Here is a 20,212-nt window from a genome sequence, read left to right on the forward strand (position 1 = left end):
CGTTTTGCCCCGATCAGGACTCAAGAAAGCCTCTAACGAGCCGTTCCGTATTCTCGAGCGCAGCCTCGTGCCAGACGTAGGATTTCAAGCTGTCAGAAACGGATTCGACCTCTACGCTCATGCGCCCCACAAATTCAGATGCGTCCTTCACAAGCTCGGCCGCACCTGACCTCATCAGCGGTTGAGCAATTTCACTGTCAACCGTATCCAGGATGAACACGCGCTTTCTATAGGCTATAGCCTCGAAAAGCACCGTGCTCGATATCCCTACGACAACTGTCGCCCTTTGCAGATACCAATCGATATCCCCGGTCTCCGCGATCTCAACCCTGGTGCCGACCTCCGTCAATTCAGGATGGACGACCCTCCACGAGTTTCTTTCGGAAGGATGCAGTTTCACGACAATGCGGTATTCGTTCGCACGCGGATCCCGAGCAAGATCGCACACGAACGAGGAAACCGCACCGTTGTCATAACCCTGAGACACCACCAAGACGAAAGGAACGTGCTCGTCTACCTGTTCTTTTTCGATGTCGAAAGACGCTTTCAACCCTCGCTCAAGCGGAATGGATCCTACGGCGATCATCCGTCGATCCCTATCCGGCACAACGCATTCGTCAATCCAATACTGACCGAATGCGGCGATACGGTCAGGAAGGTATCTTCCGCAGTCCGGCGCATCAAGATTGTACGCAATATGACCAGGCCCTATTTGCCCATGCTGGAGTTCGATTACCGGTATGTCCAGCTCATGAAGAACTTCGTTGCAGACGAGACAGAACACCGAGTAATGCTCGACCTCGACGACGCATTCAGGTTGCCATCTTGAGAAGATTTCACGAAACGATTTCGAAAGCGCGTAATAGCCAGTCACCACGTAAGAGGTTCTTTTAGCCAGAGCCTCCCGATCAATCTCGACATCGAATTCACACTCGAGCAGCCCCACCAATTCCGCAAGGTCGGACAAAACGCAACGAGACGCTTTCTCCCACTTTCTTGTTGCAAGAGCAACAAGCCATCTAGCCTCTAGGATATCCGTGTATATCGTAAGATCTTCAAGGGAGTCTTTTACATGGGCAAGCTTATGGGGACGCTCCAGAATCGAGCAGTCGTCTGCAAGGTCTCGAGCCAGATCCTCGAGGAACACGTTGCAAACGCCGTTCGAACCAGCGGTTTTCTTCCAATTGCCTAAAAAGACAACCTTCTTGCCTTCCCTTACCCCCGTCTCGATACCGCTCCGCGATTCACCCAGCTGCATGAGGAGACGAGGCAGGCTTCTTGCGATATTAGCCTTTGAAAACTGCGCATGAAAATCAGGATGCCCACCGAATTCGAAACGTCGAACCTGCTTGCATACCGAGTCGAACAGCCACTTCCTCAGAAGATGCCAATAGTGCATGCCATCGACATTTCGACTGAAAACATCATGGCGATTCTCAAATGCAAGAAACGCTTGCACGAGAAGCACCCTGTTCCCGTAATCCACTCCAGCCACGCCCGGTTCGTTCAAATCCGTAAACAAACTCATAGCCGCCAAAAGCTTCCATAAGACGAGAAGCGCTTCGCGTCCAATATTCCTTTAACATCCAAAAGCACCTTGCTTTCGTCGGGCTTGTCTCCGAAGAAAGCATCAATACGCTCGAAGCCCAGCTCTTTGAACTCATCATGGGCAACCGCGACAATCAGGCAATCTGCGTTCGCAATATCACCCGACTCGCGTAGCTGCATGCCGTAAACCTGCTTCACCTCGTCTCCCGAAGCCCAAGGATCCACCACCGACGGCTCGACTCCATATTCCTTTAGCCTCATGACAATGTCGTACACCTTGGAATTTCGAACATCGGGACAGTTCTCTTTGAAGGTAATGCCCAAGACGACCACGTTCGAGGACTTGGGAGCAAGCCCAACTCGCACCATCTCCCTGATGGCCGTCTCGGCAACAAACCCTCCCATGGCATCGTTCACTCTTCTGCCCGAAAGAATGATCTGAGAGTGGTAACCGAGCTTCTCGGCCTCGTAGGTAAAGTAATACGGATCAACGCCGATGCAATGCCCACCAACCAGTCCTGGTTTAAAGCCGAGCGCATTCCACTTCGTGTTCATGCCCTCCACGACTTCGCTCGTATCGATACCCATGCGGTCGAAGACCATGGCAAGCTCGTTCATGAAGGCAATATTGATATCGCGCTGGGAGTTCTCCACTACCTTAATTGCTTCAGCTGTTTTGATCGAGGAGACCGGATAGGTGCCTGCCTCTATCACGATGTCGTACACGCGTTTGATTTCTTCAAGGGACTCATCATCCATGCCCGAAACGATTTTTCGGATAGTGGTCAAGGTATGGACTTTGTCCCCGGGGTTGATTCGCTCAGGACTGTAACCCACTTTGAAATCAACGCCGCACCGCAATCCGGATTCCCTCTCAAGGATAGGAACGCATACGTCCTCCGTGACCCCAGGATAGACGGTAGATTCGAAAACCACGATCGAACCCCATTCAAGGTGACGGCCAAGCATGGTCGACGCCCCAACAACCGGCGACAGATCGGGGGTCTTGTCCTGATTGATCGGAGTAGGAACAGCAACTATATGAAAACGCGCTTCCCGTAAACGTTCGGGATTCGACGTGAAGTCGACGCCTGTGGAGCTGATCGCCTCGTCGCCTACTTCTTTCGTCGGATCGACCCCCTTTCGGTACAAGCGGATTTTCTCTTCGTTGACATCGAATCCGACAACTTCGATATGCTTAGCGAACTCAACCGCTATCGGCATGCCAACATATCCCAGTCCGATAAGGGATAGCTTCGTCTTCCGCTCGACCAAATCTTGGTACACGCTCACTTTACCGTTTTCCTATTCTCTTCAGAACTGCATGAAACATCTGCCAAAACAGGCAGTAGCCTGCATATGGCTTGCTCAAACCTTCAATCTCCGTATACAGGAACCATGTTCCCTTCACTGCCGAAACCTTATTCGCGCTGAGCGAATCGCTTCGCTTCCTATTCGCCGCCAACACTTCATCGAACCCATGAAGACATCCGTACAGCTTTATAACCTGGAGCCACGTTGCGGCATCCTGCCTTTTTCGTATATCCGGCATGACGAGAGCTTTTTTATCGACGAGCTCGGTATCGAACATGATCGTGTGCGAGCAGGTGGGAGGTTTTTTCAGAAATTTTTTATAGTCGAGACGCTCATCGATATGAACGATGTTGCGAAAGCTTCCGTCTTCGTTCACCGTCTCGTACGACGTCATGCATGCTCCGAAACGGTTCTCGGTCATGAAGGTGATCTGCCTCTCCAACTTCTCTTTCTTCCAGTAGTCGTCGGAATCCAAATAGGCAATAAACCTGCCGCACGCAGCCGCTAAAGCCCTGTTCCTAGAAAAAGCCGCTCCCCTGTTGCAATCGTTTCTCAATACGACGAAACGATGATCCCGCTCCGAAAACTGAAGGGCTATCTCAAGCGATCCATCCGAACTGCAGTCGTCAACCAGAATCGCCTCCCAGGAAGACAGGCTTTGAGATACGATCGAATCCAATGTTTCAGCCAGATATCGCTCGCAGTTGTAAAGAGGAATGATGATGCTCACGAGTGGGGCGTCGGCCTCGCCGAATTCCCAAAACTCGATCAGATGCTCGTCAGCGCCGGCGTGTATGGAGCAGAACTTTCGCACTTCGAAGGCGCGCGTCTTATCGTCGCGTAAAGACTCCACTTCAGAAGACAACGCTCATACCCCCGTCTTGTTGATGATGGATTTGAATGTTTCGAGAAATACAACCACGTCCAGTTTGAGATTCGCGTTCCGCACGTAGTACAGCTCAAGTTGTTGGCGACTGCCGTCTTCGTAGGTTGCATCGTTTCTTGCTTGAACCTGCCACCAGCCGGTGATGCCGGGCTTCATGCTCAGGAAAGCGTCCACATCCGTACCGTACGCAGGCAGCTCGTCGGCCACCACGGGACGCGGGCCCACGATGCTCATAGAGCCAGCAAGCACGTTGAGGAACTGGGGCAGCTCGTCGAGGGAGGTCCTGCGCAGGAAGCGCCCGACTCGCGTGACGCGGGGATCGTCCTCCACCTTGCGCTCGCTTCTCCACTGCGCCAGCTGCTCAGGGCTCAGATGCTTCTCGACATCGTCGGAGTCGGCCACCATGGTGCGCAGCTTGAAGATGCGTAACGGTTGGCCGCGATAGCCGATGCGCTCTTGGCGGTATATCGGCGAACCGGGGGATTCGAGGCGAATGATCAGTAAGAGCAGCGCGATCGGCGCCAAGCCAACAACGACCACGCACAGCGAGAACGCTATATCGAAAGCGCGTTTAACAAAGCGGTAGACCAGACCGTTCCCGGCGGTCTCAGCGACGTGCTCCTCCTCAGAAACAGCGAACGCGCTTTCCCCGGCTTCCGCCGCTAGCGTGCCGCCTTCGAGTAAATCTTCTGTTGTCGTTTGAGTTTCAACCACCAGCACACGACCCTTGCGGTCAGCACCCCCCCCCCCGTTGAGCGATTCAGCCTCATGCGGACTTCCTCACGATTTCCAGACCGACGCTGGCGGGGACGGTACGACCGAACAGGCTGACGTCGATGTAGGCGCGACGCTTGTGGCGGTCGATCTTGCGGATGTCGCCCTCGAAGCCCATGAGCGGACCGCGCGTGACGGTGATCTTGTCACCGCTTATGTAGCCCTCGCTCATGCGCACGGTATGGTTGCCGTCCATGAACGACAGGAACCAGTCGCGTTCCTTACCAGTGAGCGGGAAGAACGAGTTCTCCTCGTTGCCCAGCAGACGAATGGGCATGGGCACGCGCGACAGCTCCCTATTGAGAGCCTCGGGGTCATCGGTCACGAAGAACAGGTACCCCGGGAACAGCAGCCGCTTCACCAGGCGCCATTCGCCGCGGATCTTCCACATGACCTCGTATTCGGGCATGAAGCAGTCCTCCATGACGGAGGGCGGTACCAAACGGCGGCACATCTCGAGCGTCGAGGACTCACGACCCGCTTGCACTTGCGCCACGTACCACATGCCTGCTCCTTTCCCTCGCACATGTCGAACCGCTCCGTCAAAAGAAAAGAGGATGAATAGCTGCGCCCCGCCGCCGCCCTCAGGCAACGGCCGCTCATGCAGAGCCGGCTGCGCATCTATTCATCCTCTTGTCGATCGACGGAACGCGCTTTGCGACGATTTCGCCTTCTCAAGATATGTAACGAGCCTTGCGACTCCCGTATTTGTTGCTCAAATACAACAATCACGGCGAAAGAAAAAGGCGACGAGCGCCCTTCCCTCCCTTAACGATCATGCAATGTTGTATATAGTCCGTTGTTATATACACAACATCCACGATACGCTGCGACGATGCGAAACATACTTCAAATAAAAGTCGGTCTGCGCATCAAGGATCTGCGAGCCGTCCACGATGTCAGCCAAGAGCGGTTCGCCAACAAAATCGGCATGGACCGCACCTATCTGGCCTCCATCGAGGTCGGGCAGCGCAACGTCACCCTGCAGAACCTCGCGAAAATCGCGAACGGGTTCGACATGACGCTTTCCGAGTTCTTCGAGGGTATTCCCCGCGTCGACCCAAATACCTGACCATTTCGATCAGCGGTTCGTTCGTCGCGGTCTTTATTATACCTACATGTTGTATAAACACAACAAAAAGGTAACGAATGACGCTAAATCCGCAACGAGCGGCATTGCCATACCAACGCCGTCCCGCAGCGCAACGGAATCGCGAGGCTCCGTCGCTGGTCGAGACGATCCCCTCCGTCAGTCCGCCGCCAAGGCGCACGCCTCTTGCTTGAAGAGCGGATGATCGGTACCCAGACCCTGAAGCTCTAACGAGACACCGGGAAGTTTGGCCGTGATCTCGAGGGTGCCGCCCAGGCTGGTGATGTAGCGCCGCAGCGTCTCCACCTGCATGACGTCGATGCTGCCGTTCTCCAGGTCGGAGATGCGCTTCTGGCTGACGCCCATCTTGGCGGCGACCTCCTTCTGCGTCATGCCGCACGCCTTGCGCGCCTGCTGCAGCTCATAGCCCTTGATCTTCGCCTCGACGAGAAGACGGCCTTCCTCCAACATTTCAGGAGTGATGTCAGGACGCGTTTCAAGAAATTCTTCGATGGAAAGGCTCTTCTTCATTTCTCATCCTCCAACTCGCTCAAATGCTGTCGGTAAAGCCTATCGGCTCTCGGAATAGCCCGCGCATACCAACGATTCCATCGCTCGCGGGTTCCGCCAGCCGATTTGTCGCCCGCCAGCAGCGTCACCGCACGCCGCTTCGGGTCGAACGCGAACAATATCCTGATCTCGCTTCTGCCGGAAGAAGGAGGTCTAAGCTCTTTCATGTTCTTGAACGACGAACCTTTCACCGTGTCCACAAGCGGCCTTCCCAGTCCTGGGCCCACATCGCGAAGCTCGTTCAGCGCCACCGTCACACCGATGATCGTCTCCTTATCCTGCTCCTTAAGCCATGGAGCTATCAGGCTCAGGTCAACTTCCCAGTTCCCCATAATATACCTCACACGTTATTTTATGTCCAGCATTCCTCCTCGTTCAATGATAGCGACGCGATCTCACGCGCAGATGGCAGGGATCTAGCGCGGGTTCCCCCTGAATCCAGCGCCTTTCCCACGCCGCCCCAACGCGGTTTCCACGCGCGGCACCTACGAATCCAACGCGGATTACACGCGGTTCACCGACAAATCCAACGCGGTTTCTATACGATTCAAAAGAGCCGTCGCCCCTGCAACACGAAAACGCCCCCTGTGCATCTTCGGGATGCACAGGGGGCGCAAGTAAAGCTGACTACATGAGTCCGCGATGCTTCCACCTTTGAAGCGCTCGTTGATCGCCTCCATGATGGCACCGTCCTGCGGTCGTTTCGCTCAGGATGGCAACGTGCGGAGCCCTGGCGGCTTCGTCCAGAACGACGAATCGCACGGGTTCCTTCGACAAGTGGCTCGATGGCCGAACGCCGGATCGCAAAATCAACCGCGCACCTCGACGGCGCTCCGCACGCCCTAGCGCTCAACCCACCTTCGGCCGCTTTCCTTCGCCCGGTACATGGCAACGTCAGCGCGATCCAGCAGCGAGCGAACGGTGTCATCCGGCCGCACGAAGCACACGCCGCAACTTGCCGCAAGCGAGAACGACCCCGCCTCAGCCTGGAACGCATGGCGCTCGATCGCGTCGATCTCAGCGAACAGACGCTCCAGATCGCCTTCCGAAAGTCCTTTCGGCGCGCACAGCACGAACTCATCGCCGCCGAAACGTCCGACCCACCCGTCGAAAGAGCGTGAGAAACTGCGCATCTTGCTCGCGAAGTACTGCAAGGCGTCGTCGCCGGCAATATGCCCGTACGTATCGTTGATCTGCTTGAATCCATCGATGTCGAGCAGAACCACGGCGGCCTCTCCCGCCGGCGATCCGCCACGTGCAGCCTGAACGAGAGATTCCAGCTCGTTGTTGATGAAGGTCTTGTTGTACAGCTTCGTGAACCCGTCGCGCACGGCGAGTTCGTTGAACTTCGTGATCATTTGGGTGATCTCGATGTTGTCGCGCACCTCGATGTCGGCCACCAGCAGGCTGTCCGTCACATCCTTGATCAGCTCGAGCACAAGCTCGGCGCCCTCTATGTCCATCGGCACGCTGGTTACGTGAAGCACGCGACCGTCGAGGTACTCGATCTTGAACACGGCGTCCTGCATCGTCAGGCAAGCGCGCGACGAGCAGTTGAGACACGGATCGTCCTGGTTCCACAGCTGGTAGCAGGGACCGTCGACCTCGATCAGACGATCCCCATCGCGGTCGTACGCGAACACCCGGTGGTCGCGCGGATCGACCAACCGGTAATAATCGAATCTCAGCAGGTCGGTCGCGGCGCTCGCAACCTCAGGATGGATGCTCGCGTACGGGAACACAGGCTACCCCAGCTCCGCCAGCTGCGCTTCCACGCGAGCCAGCTTGTCGGTCATCTCGGCATGCTTGGCGCGATCCTTCTCCACGATCTCGGGCGCGGCCTTCGCCAAAAAGCCCGGGTTCGACAGCTTCTTGCCCAGCTTCGCGGCGTCGGCGGCCAGCTTCACGCGCTCCTTCTCCAGGCGGGCGCGCTCGGCTTCAAAGTCCACCAGGCCCGACAGCACGATGTACACCTCGAGGCCCGGCGCCAGCGTCACGCTGGACTCGGCCGGCTTCTCCACGTCGGCGGCCATCTGAAGCGAGGCCACATTGCCCATGCCCTCGATCAGCCCGCGCTGCGCCTCCAAGCGCGCGATGTCGTCCTCCCCCGCTTTCACGGCCACGGCCAGCTGCGTCTTCGGCGAGATGCCGTAGCGGGCGCGCGTGCTGCGGATGGCCGATACCGTCTCGCACACCATGTCGATGGCACGCTCGGCATCCGCGTCCACGTACTGCGCCAGCGCATCGGCATCGGGCCATGCGGCCACGATGAGGTACGGCGCCTCCGTGCGGTCGATAGGCAGCTGCTGATAGATCTCTTCCGTCACGAACGGCATGATGGGGTGCAGCAGGCGCAGCGCCTGGTCGAGCACGAACACGAGGTTACGCTGGCACGCCGCGCGATCCTCAGGCGAGCCGTTCAGGCGCGCCTTCGAAAACTCGATGTACCAGTCGCAGAACTCGTTCCAGAAGAACGAGAACAGCTCGCGCGTGATCTCGCCGAACTCGAAGTTCCCGTACGCCTCGTCGACGCGGGCCACGAGCCCCGCCAGGCGCGAGAATATCCAACGGTCGGCCGGCGTCACGGGCTCGGGCGCGCCCGGCACGTAGTCGTCGAGGTTCATCGTCACGAAGCGCGCCGCGTTGCGGATCTTGTTCGCGAAATTGCGCGAGCTTTCCAGCTTCGCCTCGTTGAACTTGAGGTCCTGCGCACCCGTCACCTGCATGAGCAGGCCGAAGCGCATGCCGTCGGCTCCGTAGTCCTCCATGAGGCGCAGCGGGTCCACGCCGTTGCCGCGGCTCTTCGACATGGGCTTGCCGTCGGCGGCCATCACCGTGGGATGGATGATGACGTGCTCGAACGGGATGCGATCGGTGCAGTACATGGATGCCATCACCATGCGCGCCACCCACAAGCCCATGATGTCGCGAGCCGTGGACAGCACCTGGGTGGGATACGCCTGCTTCATCTGCGGCGCGTCCATGCCCTCCTCGGTCCAGCCCATCGTGGCGAACGGCCACAGCTGCGACGAGAACCACGTGTCCAGCACGTCCTCGTCCTGGCGCACGGGCTTCCCGCACACGGGGCACGTCTCGACGTCCTCCACCGACGCGTCCTCCCAGCCGCACTCGTCGCAGTAGAACATGGGGATGCGGTGGCCCCACCACAGCTGGCGCGAGATGCACCAGTCCTTGAGGTTGTCCAGCCAGTCGAGGTACACCTGCTTCCAGCGCTCGGGGTGGAACTGGATGGAGCCGTCCTCCACCACGCGCGCCGCGTCCTGCTTGAGGCCGTCCACGGCCACGAACCACTGCTCGGACTCCCAGGGCTCGAGCTTCGTGTGGCAGCGGTAGCACGTCATGACGGAGTGGTCGTGGTCCTCCACCTTCTCCAGCAAGCCCAGCTCGTCGAACGCGGCCACGACGGCTTCGCGGGCCTCGTCGCGGTCCATGCCGCTGAACGCGCCGAAGCCGTCCACCACGTGCGCGGTCTCGTCGAAGATATTGATGCGCTCGAGGCCGTTGCGCTCGCCCATCGCCCAGTCGTTCGGGTCGTGCGCGGGCGTGGTCTTCACGCAGCCGGTACCGAACTCCCTGTCCACGTGCCAGTCGGCGAAGATGGGGATCTCGCGGTCGACGAGCGGCAGTTTCACCGTCTTGCCCACGAGGTGCTTGAAGCGCTCGTCCTTCGGGTTCACCGCCACGCCCGTGTCGCCGAGCATCGTCTCGGGGCGCGTCGTGGCCACCACGAGGTACTCCAGGCCGTCCTCGGGCTCGGTCAGCGGGTAGCGCAGGTACCACAGGTGCCCCGCCTCGTCCACGTACTCGGCCTCGTCGTCGGAGATGGACGTCGTGCAGTGGGGGCACCAGTTCACGATGCGCTTGCCCTTGTAGATGAGGTCGTCGTGGTACCAGTCCACGAACAGCTTGCGCACGGCCTTCACGTAGGCCGGCTCCAGCGTGAAGTGCTCGTCGGCGTAGTCGCACGAGCAGCCCATGCCCTTGATCTGGTTCACGATGGTGGTGCCGTACTCCTTGTACCAGTCGTAGCACGCCTCGATGAACGCCTCGCGGCCGATTTCCAAACGGCTGATGCCCTGGTCGGCCAGCTTCTTGTCCACCTTGGTCTGCGTGGAGATGCCGGCGTGGTCGGTGCCGAGGATCCAGCGCGTGGGACGGCCCTGCATGCGGGCGCGGCGGATGCACGTGTCCTGGATGGTGTCGTTGAGGGCGTGGCCCATGTGCAGCACGCCCGTGATGTTCGGCGGCGGGATGACGATGGTGTAGGGCTGCCCCGTGCCCGCGCCCAGCTCGGGCGTGCGCTGGAAGTAGCCCGCGTCCATCCACGCGTCGAAAAGCGGGCGCTCGTGGGCGGCGAAGTCGTAGTCGATCTTCTTGCCGCTCTTGTCGTTCGTGTTATCGGCCATGATCTGCTCTTTCGTCCTCAAAGTCTCTCAAACCGAAAAGCGGGCGCGCCGCTCGTCCGCGATCCGCCCGCTCGTTTACCGTATCCTGCGCCCGCGCTACGCGCTTTGCAGGCTTGCCGCATCGCCCGCCGGAAGAGCTTCCGCCCCGTCCGTCGGCTCGATGTCGGGCTTTGTCTCCCCCGTGATGTCCGTCGCACGGATGGTCACCGTCGACGGGCCTTTCTGCTCGGGCAGGTCGTACATCACGTCCTGCAGCACGCGCTCGCAGATGGAGCGCAGACCGCGGGCGCCCGTGCCGTGCTCCACCGCTTCGTGAGCGATGGCTTTCAAGGCTTCCGGCTCGAACGTCAGCACGGAATCCTCGAACTCGAACATCTTGGTGTACTGCTTCACCAGAGCGTTCTTCGGCTCGGTGAGGATGCGCACGAGATCTTCCTCGGAAAGCTCGTTGAGCGACGTCACCACGGGGATGCGCCCCACGAACTCGGGGATCATGCCGTACTTGTTCAGATCCTCCGGCAGCACGCGCGCCAAAAGCTCGGCCTCGGCGTGCTTCTTGCTCTCGGGCAGCTCGGCGTTGAAGCCCAGGCCCTTCTTGCCCACGCGGTCGGCGATGATGTCGGCAAGCCCGACAAACGCGCCGCCCAGGATGAACAGGATGTTCGTGGTGTCGATATGGATGAGCTCCTGCTGCGGGTGCTTGCGGCCGCCCTGCGGCGGCACGCTGGCCTCCGTGCCCTCCACGATCTTCAGCAGCGCCTGCTGCACGCCCTCGCCCGACACGTCGCGCGTGATGGACAGGTTCTCGGCCTTGCGGGCCACCTTGTCGATCTCGTCGATGTAGATGATGCCGATCTCGGCGCGCGGGATATCGAAGTCGGCCGCGGTCATGAGCTTGAGCAGGATGTTCTCCACATCCTCGCCCACGTAGCCCGCCTCGGTGAGGGTGGTGGCGTCGGCGATGGCGAACGGCACGCGCAACGTGCGGGCCAGCGTCTGCGCAAGCAGCGTCTTGCCCGAGCCCGTGGGACCCAGAAGCATGATGTTGCTCTTCGCCAGCTCCACGTCGCCGTCTACGGCGTCCGCGCCCAGGCTGATGCGCTTGTAGTGGTTGTACACCGCCACCGACAGCGCGCGCTTCGCCTGCTCCTGACCCACCACGTGCTCGGAGAGCTCGGCGTACAGCTCGTGGGGCGTGGGCAGGTCGGCCAGCACGTCCTCCGGCGCCGGATCGGCGACCGAAGCCGTCACGACCCCGTCGCCCACCCGCGCGTGACGGCCCTCCTCGGCGTGGGAGAAGCCCTCCGCCATTGCTGCCTCGTCGTGGCCCGGAACGCTCAGCCCCAGGTCGCGCATCATGGCATCGGCGCACACGGAGATGCACTCGTCGCAGATGTAGATGCCGTTCGGCCCCGATATCATGGCCGCCACCTGATGCGGCTGCTTGCCGCAGAAGGCGCAGGCGATATCGGCGTCTCGGCCTTCGAATTCGTCGTCGCGTCTGTCGTTCATGTATCCTGTTCGCTTCTCTACTCGTCGGTGCTCGGCGCAACCGCGCGCGAGGTGGTGATGCGGTCGACCAGGCCGTAGGCGACGGCCTCTTCGGCGGTCATGTAGTTGTCGCGCTCGGTGTCGTTCTGGATGGTCTCCAGCGTCTGGCCCGTGTTGTCCGCGAGGATCTTGTTCAGGCGGTTGCGGGTCTTCAGCATAAAGTCGGCCACGATGGCGATCTCGGTCTGCTGGCCCTGCGCGCCGCCGGACGGCTGGTGGATGAGCACCATGGAGTTCGGCAGGCACAGGCGCTTGCCCTTGGCGCCGTTGGACAGCAGCACGGCGGCCATAGAGGCGCACTCGCCCAGGCAGATGGTGGACACATCGCACTTGATGAAGTCCATCGTGTCAAGGATGGCAAGACCCGCGGTCACCGAGCCGCCCGGCGAGTTGATGTACAGGGAGATGTCCTTGTCCGGATCGGCGCTCTCGAGGTGCAGCAGCTGCGCCACCACAGAGTTGGCCACGTTGTCGTCGATCTGCTCGCCCAGGAAGATAACGCGATCGTTGAGCAGGCGGGAGTAGATGTCGTAGCTGCGCTCGCCGCGCGGGGACTGCTCGATAACGTAGGGAATCAGTGCTGATTTGGGATCAAAGCTCATAAGGTTGCCTCGCTTGTCTCTTGCGGCCGCTCGGCGGCCTGCTTGCGTTTATGCCATAGTGAGGTTTATCGCTGCGCTGTGCAAGGCCGGGGTACCGTTTCGTTACCTCGAGCCGCCCGACGACGCGCGGATGCGCGGCCGGACGGCTCGATGTGCTCACGGTGCTATTCTGCGTCGTCGGCCTTGGCCTCGACGTCCTCGTCCTTCTTCGCAGCCTTCTTCGGAGCGGCCTTCTTGGCGGGCTTCTTCGCGGGCTCGTCGCCTGCGGCCTCGTCCTTCTTGGCCGTCTTCTTGGCCGCAGCCTTCTTGGCCGGCTTCTTTTCCTCGTCCTTCTTCTTCGAGAGGTCGAGCTCGGTCACGACGGCCTTGTCCATGATGTCCTTCACGGCCTTCGTGCGGATCACGCCCTGGCGCACCATGTGCAGCTGGCCGTTCGAGCGCCACTCGGCCTCCAGAGCCGCGGGATCCTCGACGCCGCTCTTCACGAACTCCTCGGTGACCTCCTCGGCCGTAGCCTCCATGCCGAAGTGGCGGGCCCACGCGTCAAGCGCGAGATCCTGCTTGGACATGTCCTCGGCCTGCTTCTTCACGTCCTCCTTGAACTGGTCGGGCGTGATGCCTTGCTGGGCGAGGTACACGTCGAAGGTCATGCCCTGGCTCTGCAGCTGCTGGAAGAAGTCCTGGATCAAGCTGGCCTCCGCGTCCTCCAGCATGGCCTCGGGGACGTCGCCCTCCACGCGCTCGGCGAGCGCGTACAGGCAGGCGTTCTCCTTCAGGCGCGGCATCATGTCGGCCTTCTGGCTGGTGACGGACTCGGCGATGCGCGCACGCAGGTCCTCGACGCTTTCGAAGCCCATCTGCTCCTTGGCCCACTCGTCGTTGACCTCGGGAACGATCTTCTTCTTGACGACCTTGACCTCGACCTCGAAGTTAATCTTCTCGGTCTTGCCGGCCAGCGCGGACAGCATGATGGGCGGATCGGCGGGCATGTCCAGCGTGAACGTAGCGGTCTGGCCCTTCTTCAGGCCCACCAGCTGCTCGTCGAACTCGGCCGGGAACAGGTTCGCGCCCAAGCCGTAGGGACGGTTCTCGGTCGTGAGCGACGGAATCTCCTCGCCCTTGTCGTCGGTGGCCTTCATGGCCAGGTCGATATAGCTGTCTTCCTTCACCTTCGTGGCGGCGGAAGCGTCCTCGAACGAGTAGTAGTGCTCGCGCAGGGCGTCGATCTGCTCGTCGATCTCGGCGTCGGTCGTGCCTTCGGCGGGCAGCTCGATCTCGACGGGCTCGTAGCTGGAGATCTCGATCTCGGGCTTCACCGTGACGGTGAACGAGAAGGTGTAGGGCTTGCCGGCCTCGACGAGGTCCGTCTCGTCGAATTCAGGCTTGGCGATGGGGTACAGGTCGCAATCGTCGATGGCGAGAGGATAGGTGCCGTTGACCACGTCGTCGGTGACCGTCGCGCGCACGGCTTCGGCGCCCAGGGCGTTGTCGATGATCGGGCGCGGGGCCTTGCCCTTGCGGAACCCGGGGAAGTTGTACTTGTTGGCGAAGTCCTTGTAGGTCTTCTTGATGCGGGCATCGATGTCCGCGGCATCGACGGTAACGGTCACTTTCGTGCGGTTATCTTCCAATGCCTCAACTTTTGTTTCCACGTAACTATCCTCCATCATTCATATGTCGCCTTGCGGCATCGTTCGGTGCGACTGCCTTGGCCTTCCCTTGCAGCGATGCGTTACGACCTGCAAAGCAAGCCAAGCACACCGAGACGGAATTATCGCACATATGCGCCCAGCCGGGAAGTAAAGATGAGGCAGGTTCACGAAGAACCGACGAAACCGGGACGCAACCAGGGTGCAACGGAAACGAAACCGGAGAACCGCCCGTTGAAAATTCCGCCAGCATCGAAAGTCATGCTACCATGAGACGACTTTCGACAAGGACGCAAGGAGCCCCTTATGCCCCAGGACCGCACCCTCAAAGCCATCAAATCCCGCAGCCGCAGCGAGCAGGTGTCGGTGGTCTCGCTGCTGCTCCTGCCGCTTTTGGGGATGTGCTGCCTGCTGATCCCCGACACCGTCACCGACGCGCTGCCGTATCTGCTGGGAGGCCTCATGGCGGTATCGGGCGCGGCGGGCCTCGTGTACGCGGTTGCGCACGCGAGCGGCGCGCGAGCCGACGCGCGCCGCCTCGCCGAGGAGCCGGCCGTGCTGGGACGGGCCGTGGTCATGTGCGTGCTCGGCGGCGTCATCCTCGTGCAGGGACATGCCTCCATCAGCTTCGTCGGCGTGATGTGGGGCCTCCTGGGCCTGTACAAGGCCGCCGACGAGATCGACGAGGTGGTGCACGCGCTCAAGGGAAGGAGGCCCTTCGCGTTGAAGCTGGCATTCACCGTGTTCGAGATGGTGCTGGCCGTGCTGCTTATCATCAGCCCGTTCGCGAACATCGAGCACCACGTGCTGTTGCTGGGCCTGGAACTGATCGCCTACCCCTTCCGGATCGAGTCGGGCGATTCTGGCAAGCTCACCGTCGAAACGGAAGCGTAGCGCCATTGGACGGCAAGGAAGACGCCTCTTACCCGAATCTCGAAGGTTACAAATCGATTTTGCCCTCCCGCTAATCGCCCGATCACGGTATCATGAAGCCGAAAGCGAAACGCACCCGAAACGCAGCAGCCGGAGGCTTCCATGCCCACCATCGATCTCAACATATTGCAGGAACGCGAGCTGGCGCGCTTGCTGGACTACGAGCGCGCAACGTGCACCGTCGACGGCGACCTCGTGTATCACTGCGCCTTCCCCTATCGCCCCGACGACGACCTGCAGGTAGAGCTCATCGCGCACGGCGCGCTCATGCAGAAAATCGACGACCGCCGCGGCACCGTGGTCACCATCACGTCGGACGGCTACTCCTACTTTCCCATGCTCAAACAGGAGGAAGAGGAGCGCAAGCGCCGCGAGCGTCGCGAAACGCGCCTCGTGGGCACCGCCGCTTTGTTCGCCGCCCTCAGCGTAGTCATAGGCTTTCTGTTGGGAAAGTTCTTCGCCTAGCTCGCCCGAACGCCGAAGCTGCGAGCCTTTTTCTGCTCATGCACGCTTTTGTCAAGCGTATGCGGGTCCAACGATGCGTTTAGCTTGACAAAAGCGTGCATGGGGAACGGATGCGCAGCCTTCGCTTCCCGCATTGGTCGAAGCGCGCCGCGACGTATCTTGATGGTGCGGGCGAAAGGACTTGAACCTTCACGAGTTTCCCCACCAGAACCTAAATCTGGCGCGTCTGCCAATTCCGCCACGCCCGCACGCGTTGCATCGCGCCCGAAAGCGCGCAGCGACCATGATACCAAAAACGGCGGGAAAGAAAACCGTCGTCCGAACGCTTTTCGTGCGCGCGCCCTCTTTCTGCTACTATGATGCGACTCAACGGGAAAGGAACGCATCATGGGAATCAAGAAGGTCGTCCAGGCGTGGAACTCGGTCAGCCTGGTGAAGCGCATCGTCATCGGACTGGTGATCGGCGGCGTGCTGGGCGTGGCGGTGCCGAACATCGAGGTCGTCGAGCTGCTGGGCACGCTGTTCGTGTCGGCGCTGAAAGGCGTCGCGCCGATTCTGGTGTTCTTCCTGGTTATCAGCGCGCTTGCGAACGCTCGTGCCGCCGGATCGATGAAAACCGTCGTGCTCCTGTACGTGGTGAGCACGTTCGTCGCGGCGCTCGTGGCCGTGGTGGCCAGCTTCCTGTTCCCCATCGAGCTCACGCTGAGCGCTCCGGCGGCCGACCAGAGCTCGCCGTCGGGCATCGGGGAGGTGCTGGGCGCGCTCGTGATGAACGTGGTGTCGAACCCGGTGGACGCGCTTATGAACGCGAACTACATCGGCATCCTGGCTTGGGCCGTGGTGCTGGGCATCGCGCTGCGCGCCGCGTCGCAGAGCACGAAGGACGTGTTCGCCAGCGTGTCCGACGCCGTGTCGCAGGTGGTGCGCTGGGTGATCTCGCTGGCGCCCTTCGGCATCTTGGGCCTCGTGTACACCACGGTGAGCGCGAACGGCCTGGAGATATTCACCGAGTACGGCCAGCTTCTGCTGGTGCTGGTGGGCTGCATGCTGTTCATCGCGTTCGTCACGAACCCGCTGCTGGTGTTCTGGGGCATCCGCAAGAACCCCTACCCCCTCGTGCTGCGCTGCCTGAAGGACAGCGGCATCACGGCGTTCTTCACGCGCAGCTCGGCGGCGAACATCCCGGTGAACATGGAGCTGTGCCGCAAGCTGGGGCTGGACAAGGACAACTACTCAGTGTCCATCCCGCTGGGAGCCACCATAAACATGGCGGGCGCTGCGGTGACCATCTCGGTCATGGCCATGGCGGCCGCCCACACCATGGGCGTGTCCATCGATCTGCCCACCGCCGTCATCCTCAGCGCGCTGGCAGCGGTGTCCGCCTGCGGCGCGTCGGGCGTGGCAGGAGGGTCGCTGCTGCTCATCCCGCTGGCATGTTCGCTGTTCGGCATCGGCAACGACGTGGCCATGCAGGTGGTGGCCATCGGCTTCATCATCGGCGTGGTTCAGGATTCGTGCGAGACGGCGCTCAACTCGTCGTCCGACGTGCTGTTCACCGCCACGTCGGAGTACCGCGAGTGGCGCAAAGCCGGCAAGGAGATCACGTTCGGCGAGGATGCGTTCAGCGAGAACGAGCTGGCGTAAGGGGAACGGTTCCTCTGCAAGAAGAAGGGCGGCTCCAGGGCCGCCCTTCTTCTTGCACGCGTTGCTATTGGTCGACCACCGTCACCGTATAGGCGTTGTCGCCGACGGTGAAGGGCTTCAACAGGTTCTCGACCAGCGTATGCGCCTGAGCCTTGGCTTGCTCCAGCATGTTGGCCTGGTTCACCTTGCCCTCGGCATCTTGCTGCGCCACCTTCAGCGCCTCGGCCGTGTCTTGCTTGTTCTCCCAGTTGAACAGCGCGAACGATGAATCGTAGAACTCGAGGGAGTTCGGGTCGATCTCGATGCCCAGAAGCTGCGGCGCCGGCAGGCTCACCGTGATGGCGTTGCCGCTGACCTCGACGCGGGCCTGCGCCAGATCCACGCCTGCGCGCACCTCGGCATCGTAGACCATGGTGAAGGCCTTCTTCGTGATGAAGTCGATGTCGCCGTTCTCGTAGCGCACGAGGCCGCGGTAGTCCAGCTTGGCCGTGGCAAGCTCGCTGCAATCGGACAGCTGCTCCTGGATGGACGTGGACGACAGCGAGATGCTGGGCTCGAACGTGCGCTGCACGGCGAGCGTTCCGAACACACCGGCCGCGATCAGCGCGACGGCGACGATAACCATGACTATCTTCTTCATGCCTCTCCTACCTCGTCAGCTTTCACGCTACAAGGATATCATGGGAGAAGAACCCGAAAACGCCGCCTCACGACTTCAACGAACGGTTGTTGCCCGACCGTCACGAGCCGGGATGCGCCGCCGCGTTCGTCCATTTCCGCGCCCGCGAGTTCGCACGGCATCGGGCAGGGAGTCCAAGTCCTCGACTTATGCGCGCCTCTGCCAAGAGGGCGCGGTATTCCGCTCGACGCCCCGAGCGCAGACCACGAGCCGTAATCGGGCGGCTCCCTGCGGCGCCGATGGGAAGCCTCCCTGTCGGCACCGCACGAGAAACCCCTCGCGGGCAATTCGCGCTTATCGGTCGAGGCGGGCGTAGGATTGGCCGTCGCGCTGCTCCACCTTGATGCCGTCCAGGTCGTCGAGATAGGGCCTGAACTGCGCGTAGCCCAGATCGCGCAGCTTGAACGTGCGGAACTTGCCGCGCACGCGCTTGCCCAGCACGGACAGCGCGATCCCCTCCGGCTCGGCGGCGGCCACGGTCTGGCGGATGAACGCCTCGGGGTCGGACGGGGCAGCGGCGCCTTCGGCGACAGCCTTCGCAGTCGCTTTGGCTGGACGCTTCGGTGCGCGCTTCGCGGGCGCTTCGGACTCCCGCTTCGGCGCTTCCCCGACGGGCTCCTCCTGCGTCGCCGTAGCCTCGGCGACCGGCTGCTCGGCCTTGGGGGCCTTCGCCCTCGCGGGCTTGCGCTTCGGCTTCGCAGCGGGCTTCTGCTCCTCGGTTGGCGCGGCGGCCTGGGCAGGCACCTCGCCGTCCGAGCGCTCACCCTTCTCGGTCTGCTTCTTCCCCGCCTGCTTGCGCCCTTCCGAGCCTCTCGAGCGAGAAGCAGCCGCGCGCATGCGGGCGGCACGTCCGGGACGGTTGTCCGAGGGAGGCTGCTCGGCAGGCTCGGCTTCGACGACAGGTTCGGCCAGACGATCATGCTGCTCGCCTGCGGGCTCCGCTGAGAGTTCCGGTTCCTGAACCGGCTTCTCCTCGGTAGCCTCGGATCCCTGCTGCGCCGCGACCTGATCCTTGCGACGACGCGGCTGACGGCGCGACGCGGGCTTCTTCTCGACCGGCTTCGCCTCAGCGGCGCCCTGTGCGTCCGTCGATCCTTCAGATTCTGCAACCGGCGCGTCTTTCACGTCGTCGGCCTGCTTGGTCTCGGGTGCCTGCTCTGCCTCCGGGGAAGCGTCCTTCGGAGCGTTCGCACCCTCAGCCAGCACCACGGCCACCGAGCTGCCGTCCTTGATGATCTGCACGCTGGCGAACTCGTCGAGCAGCTTCGACAGCAGGTTCGTGCCGTAGCTGCGCACGTCGAAGTCGGGGTAGCGCTTCAGCAGACGGCTGCCCACCTCTCCGAGCCCCGTCGACTTGCCGTTGTTCTGGTTGTCCGTGATGATGTTCACCACGGCCTGCTCGATCTCGTCCTTGCTCATGGTGGTGGTTCCAGCGCCCTGGCCGTTCGACGACGAGCCCTGGTCGTGACGGTTCCTGTTGCGTCCGCCCGACTTGCCGCCCGTGTCGCCCAGCAGAAGCTCCAGCGTGGTGAAAATGTCGCATGCCTTTCTGAACGGCGTGGGCGTCTTCTTCTCGCCCATGCCGATGACCGTGAGGCCGCTTTCGCGGATACGGCTGGCCAGACGCGTGAAATCGCTGTCGCTCGACACGATGCAGAAGCCCTCCACCGAGCGCGTGTACAGGATGTCCATGGCGTCGATGATCATGGCCGAGTCGGTGGCATTCTTGCCTTGAGTGTAGCCGAACTGCTGGATGGGCGTGATGGAGTTCTCCAGCAGCGCGTCTTTCCACTTGGCATGGAGCGTGAGCGTCCAGTCGCCGTAGATGCGCTTGTAGGTGACGGTGCCGTACTTCGACAGCTCGTCGGTGATGGGCTTTATATATTTCGCCGACACGTTGTCGGCATCGATCAAAAGTGCGAACCGCTTTTCAGACGATTGCTTGATATCCACGTAGTGCTCCTCATTCCGATTGCGGGAGGGCCGGATGCCCTGCCCCTCGGGCGTCGACTCTTCTTCGGGCGCCGCGCTAGGCAGCCGTTTTCGACGTCTTGGATGATTCTATACTACTTGAAAGCAA

19 protein-coding genes and 1 tRNA gene are annotated in these 20,212 nt (G+C 61.1%); 4 read left to right on the plus strand and 16 right to left on the minus strand.

The annotated features are described in order from the left end of the window. Positions 1-13 precede the first annotated feature (13 nt). The 5 genes from ELEN_RS09585 to loaP are packed head-to-tail and all read right to left on the minus strand — an operon-like array spanning position 14 to position 5,027. On the minus strand, positions 14-1,495 hold the full coding sequence (locus ELEN_RS09585; protein ID WP_226844374.1) for a capsular biosynthesis protein: 1,482 nt from the start codon (positions 1,493-1,495) through the stop codon (positions 14-16). A gap of 29 nt (positions 1,496-1,524) precedes the next feature. Continuing rightward, entirely contained in the window at positions 1,525-2,841 is a 1,317-nt protein-coding gene (locus ELEN_RS09590) for a nucleotide sugar dehydrogenase (RefSeq protein WP_009304222.1), read from the minus strand. A 1-nt stretch (position 2,842) separates the two neighbouring features. After that, a complete protein-coding gene (locus ELEN_RS09595; protein ID WP_009304221.1) occupies positions 2,843-3,727 on the minus strand; it encodes a glycosyltransferase family 2 protein in 885 nt (294 codons plus the stop codon). Between the two features lie 3 nt (positions 3,728-3,730). Continuing rightward, the gene (locus ELEN_RS09600) at positions 3,731-4,462 is read right to left on the minus strand and encodes a sugar transferase (protein ID WP_009304220.1); all 732 of its coding nucleotides are present in this window, start codon (positions 4,460-4,462) and stop codon (positions 3,731-3,733) included. Between the two features lie 52 nt (positions 4,463-4,514). Next, positions 4,515-5,027, minus strand: coding sequence for an antiterminator LoaP (loaP, locus tag ELEN_RS09605; protein WP_009304219.1), 513 nt, complete (start codon positions 5,025-5,027; stop codon positions 4,515-4,517). Between the two features lie 330 nt (positions 5,028-5,357). On the opposite strand from loaP, the gene ELEN_RS09610 reads away from it, so the two are divergent. Next, positions 5,358-5,594, plus strand: a complete 237-nt coding sequence (locus ELEN_RS09610; protein WP_009304218.1) for a helix-turn-helix domain-containing protein — start codon at positions 5,358-5,360, stop codon at positions 5,592-5,594. Positions 5,595-5,771: 177 nt separating this feature from the next. On the opposite strand, the gene ELEN_RS09615 is transcribed toward ELEN_RS09610, so the two are convergent. The 8 genes from ELEN_RS09615 to tig form a co-directional block, all read right to left on the minus strand. Next, positions 5,772-6,143 (minus strand): helix-turn-helix domain-containing protein, encoded by a 372-nt coding sequence (locus ELEN_RS09615; protein ID WP_009304217.1) that lies wholly within the window; start codon positions 6,141-6,143, stop codon positions 5,772-5,774. Then, positions 6,140-6,514, minus strand: a complete 375-nt coding sequence (locus ELEN_RS09620) for a type II toxin-antitoxin system RelE/ParE family toxin (protein ID WP_015760848.1) — start codon at positions 6,512-6,514, stop codon at positions 6,140-6,142. Before ELEN_RS09620 ends, ELEN_RS09615 begins: the two co-directional genes overlap by 4 nt. A 171-nt stretch (positions 6,515-6,685) precedes the next feature. Further along, positions 6,686-6,862 (minus strand): hypothetical protein, encoded by a 177-nt coding sequence (locus tag ELEN_RS16320; protein WP_015760849.1) that lies wholly within the window; start codon positions 6,860-6,862, stop codon positions 6,686-6,688. Positions 6,863-7,024: 162 nt separating this feature from the next. After that, positions 7,025-7,924, minus strand: a complete 900-nt coding sequence (locus tag ELEN_RS09625; RefSeq protein WP_009608261.1) for a GGDEF domain-containing protein — start codon at positions 7,922-7,924, stop codon at positions 7,025-7,027. Positions 7,925-7,927: 3 nt separating this feature from the next. Beyond that, complete coding sequence (locus ELEN_RS09630; protein ID WP_009304214.1) at positions 7,928-10,609, minus strand: valine--tRNA ligase; 2,682 nt, start codon at positions 10,607-10,609, stop codon at positions 7,928-7,930. A 96-nt stretch (positions 10,610-10,705) separates the two neighbouring features. Beyond that, the gene (clpX, locus tag ELEN_RS09635) at positions 10,706-12,121 is read right to left on the minus strand and encodes an ATP-dependent Clp protease ATP-binding subunit ClpX (protein WP_015760850.1); all 1,416 of its coding nucleotides are present in this window, start codon (positions 12,119-12,121) and stop codon (positions 10,706-10,708) included. A gap of 17 nt (positions 12,122-12,138) precedes the next feature. Further along, positions 12,139-12,762, minus strand: coding sequence for an ATP-dependent Clp protease proteolytic subunit (locus ELEN_RS09640; RefSeq protein WP_009304212.1), 624 nt, complete (start codon positions 12,760-12,762; stop codon positions 12,139-12,141). A 164-nt stretch (positions 12,763-12,926) separates the two neighbouring features. Further along, positions 12,927-14,414 (minus strand): trigger factor, encoded by a 1,488-nt coding sequence (tig, locus tag ELEN_RS09645; RefSeq protein ID WP_009304211.1) that lies wholly within the window; start codon positions 14,412-14,414, stop codon positions 12,927-12,929. A 303-nt stretch (positions 14,415-14,717) separates the two neighbouring features. Here tig and ELEN_RS09650 point away from each other — a divergent pair, with 303 nt between their 5' ends. Continuing rightward, positions 14,718-15,305: a DUF308 domain-containing protein gene (locus ELEN_RS09650; protein ID WP_015760851.1), complete on the plus strand. Its 588-nt coding sequence runs from the start codon at positions 14,718-14,720 to the stop codon at positions 15,303-15,305. Positions 15,306-15,446: 141 nt separating this feature from the next. Beyond that, on the plus strand, positions 15,447-15,809 hold the full coding sequence (locus tag ELEN_RS09655; RefSeq protein WP_009304209.1) for a hypothetical protein: 363 nt from the start codon (positions 15,447-15,449) through the stop codon (positions 15,807-15,809). 163 nt (positions 15,810-15,972) lie between these two features. On the opposite strand, the gene ELEN_RS09660 is transcribed toward ELEN_RS09655, so the two are convergent. Further along, a tRNA-Leu gene (locus tag ELEN_RS09660) sits at positions 15,973-16,057 on the minus strand. A gap of 139 nt (positions 16,058-16,196) precedes the next feature. Between ELEN_RS09660 and sstT the strand changes: the two genes are divergently transcribed. Then, a complete protein-coding gene (gene sstT, locus ELEN_RS09665; RefSeq protein ID WP_009304208.1) occupies positions 16,197-17,453 on the plus strand; it encodes a serine/threonine transporter SstT in 1,257 nt (418 codons plus the stop codon). A 64-nt stretch (positions 17,454-17,517) separates the two neighbouring features. Here sstT and ELEN_RS09670 read toward each other — a convergent pair whose 3' ends face one another. Both ELEN_RS09670 and ELEN_RS09675 read right to left on the minus strand, forming a co-directional pair. Continuing rightward, positions 17,518-18,093, minus strand: coding sequence for a DUF4230 domain-containing protein (locus tag ELEN_RS09670; protein ID WP_009304207.1), 576 nt, complete (start codon positions 18,091-18,093; stop codon positions 17,518-17,520). Between the two features lie 333 nt (positions 18,094-18,426). Next, positions 18,427-20,085, minus strand: coding sequence for an NYN domain-containing protein (locus ELEN_RS09675; RefSeq protein WP_009304206.1), 1,659 nt, complete (start codon positions 20,083-20,085; stop codon positions 18,427-18,429). Positions 20,086-20,212 lie beyond the last annotated feature (127 nt).

It is taken from the genome of Eggerthella lenta DSM 2243 (assembly GCF_000024265.1).
In the GTDB taxonomy this organism is placed as follows: Bacteria; Actinomycetota; Coriobacteriia; order Coriobacteriales; family Eggerthellaceae; genus Eggerthella; species Eggerthella lenta.

Bases quoted from the DNA above. Each gene is read 5' to 3' on its own strand.
- loaP (WP_009304219.1), bottom strand. From the start codon at position 5,027: ATGTGGTACGTGGCGCAAGTGCAAGCGGGTCGTGAGTCCTCGACGCTC.
- ELEN_RS09610 (WP_009304218.1), top strand. From the start codon at position 5,358: ATGCGAAACATACTTCAAATAAAAGTCGGTCTGCGCATCAAGGATCTG.
- ELEN_RS09615 (WP_009304217.1), bottom strand. From the start codon at position 6,143: ATGAAGAAGAGCCTTTCCATCGAAGAATTTCTTGAAACGCGTCCTGAC.
- ELEN_RS09620 (WP_015760848.1), bottom strand. From the start codon at position 6,514: ATGGGGAACTGGGAAGTTGACCTGAGCCTGATAGCTCCATGGCTTAAG.
- ELEN_RS16320 (WP_015760849.1), bottom strand. From the start codon at position 6,862: ATGGAGGCGATCAACGAGCGCTTCAAAGGTGGAAGCATCGCGGACTCA.
- ELEN_RS09630 (WP_009304214.1), bottom strand. From the start codon at position 10,609: ATGGCCGATAACACGAACGACAAGAGCGGCAAGAAGATCGACTACGAC.
- clpX (WP_015760850.1), bottom strand. From the start codon at position 12,121: ATGAACGACAGACGCGACGACGAATTCGAAGGCCGAGACGCCGATATC.
- ELEN_RS09640 (WP_009304212.1), bottom strand. From the start codon at position 12,762: ATGAGCTTTGATCCCAAATCAGCACTGATTCCCTACGTTATCGAGCAG.
- ELEN_RS09650 (WP_015760851.1), top strand. From the start codon at position 14,718: ATGCCCCAGGACCGCACCCTCAAAGCCATCAAATCCCGCAGCCGCAGC.
- ELEN_RS09655 (WP_009304209.1), top strand. From the start codon at position 15,447: ATGCCCACCATCGATCTCAACATATTGCAGGAACGCGAGCTGGCGCGC.
- sstT (WP_009304208.1), top strand. From the start codon at position 16,197: ATGGGAATCAAGAAGGTCGTCCAGGCGTGGAACTCGGTCAGCCTGGTG.
- ELEN_RS09670 (WP_009304207.1), bottom strand. From the start codon at position 18,093: ATGAAGAAGATAGTCATGGTTATCGTCGCCGTCGCGCTGATCGCGGCC.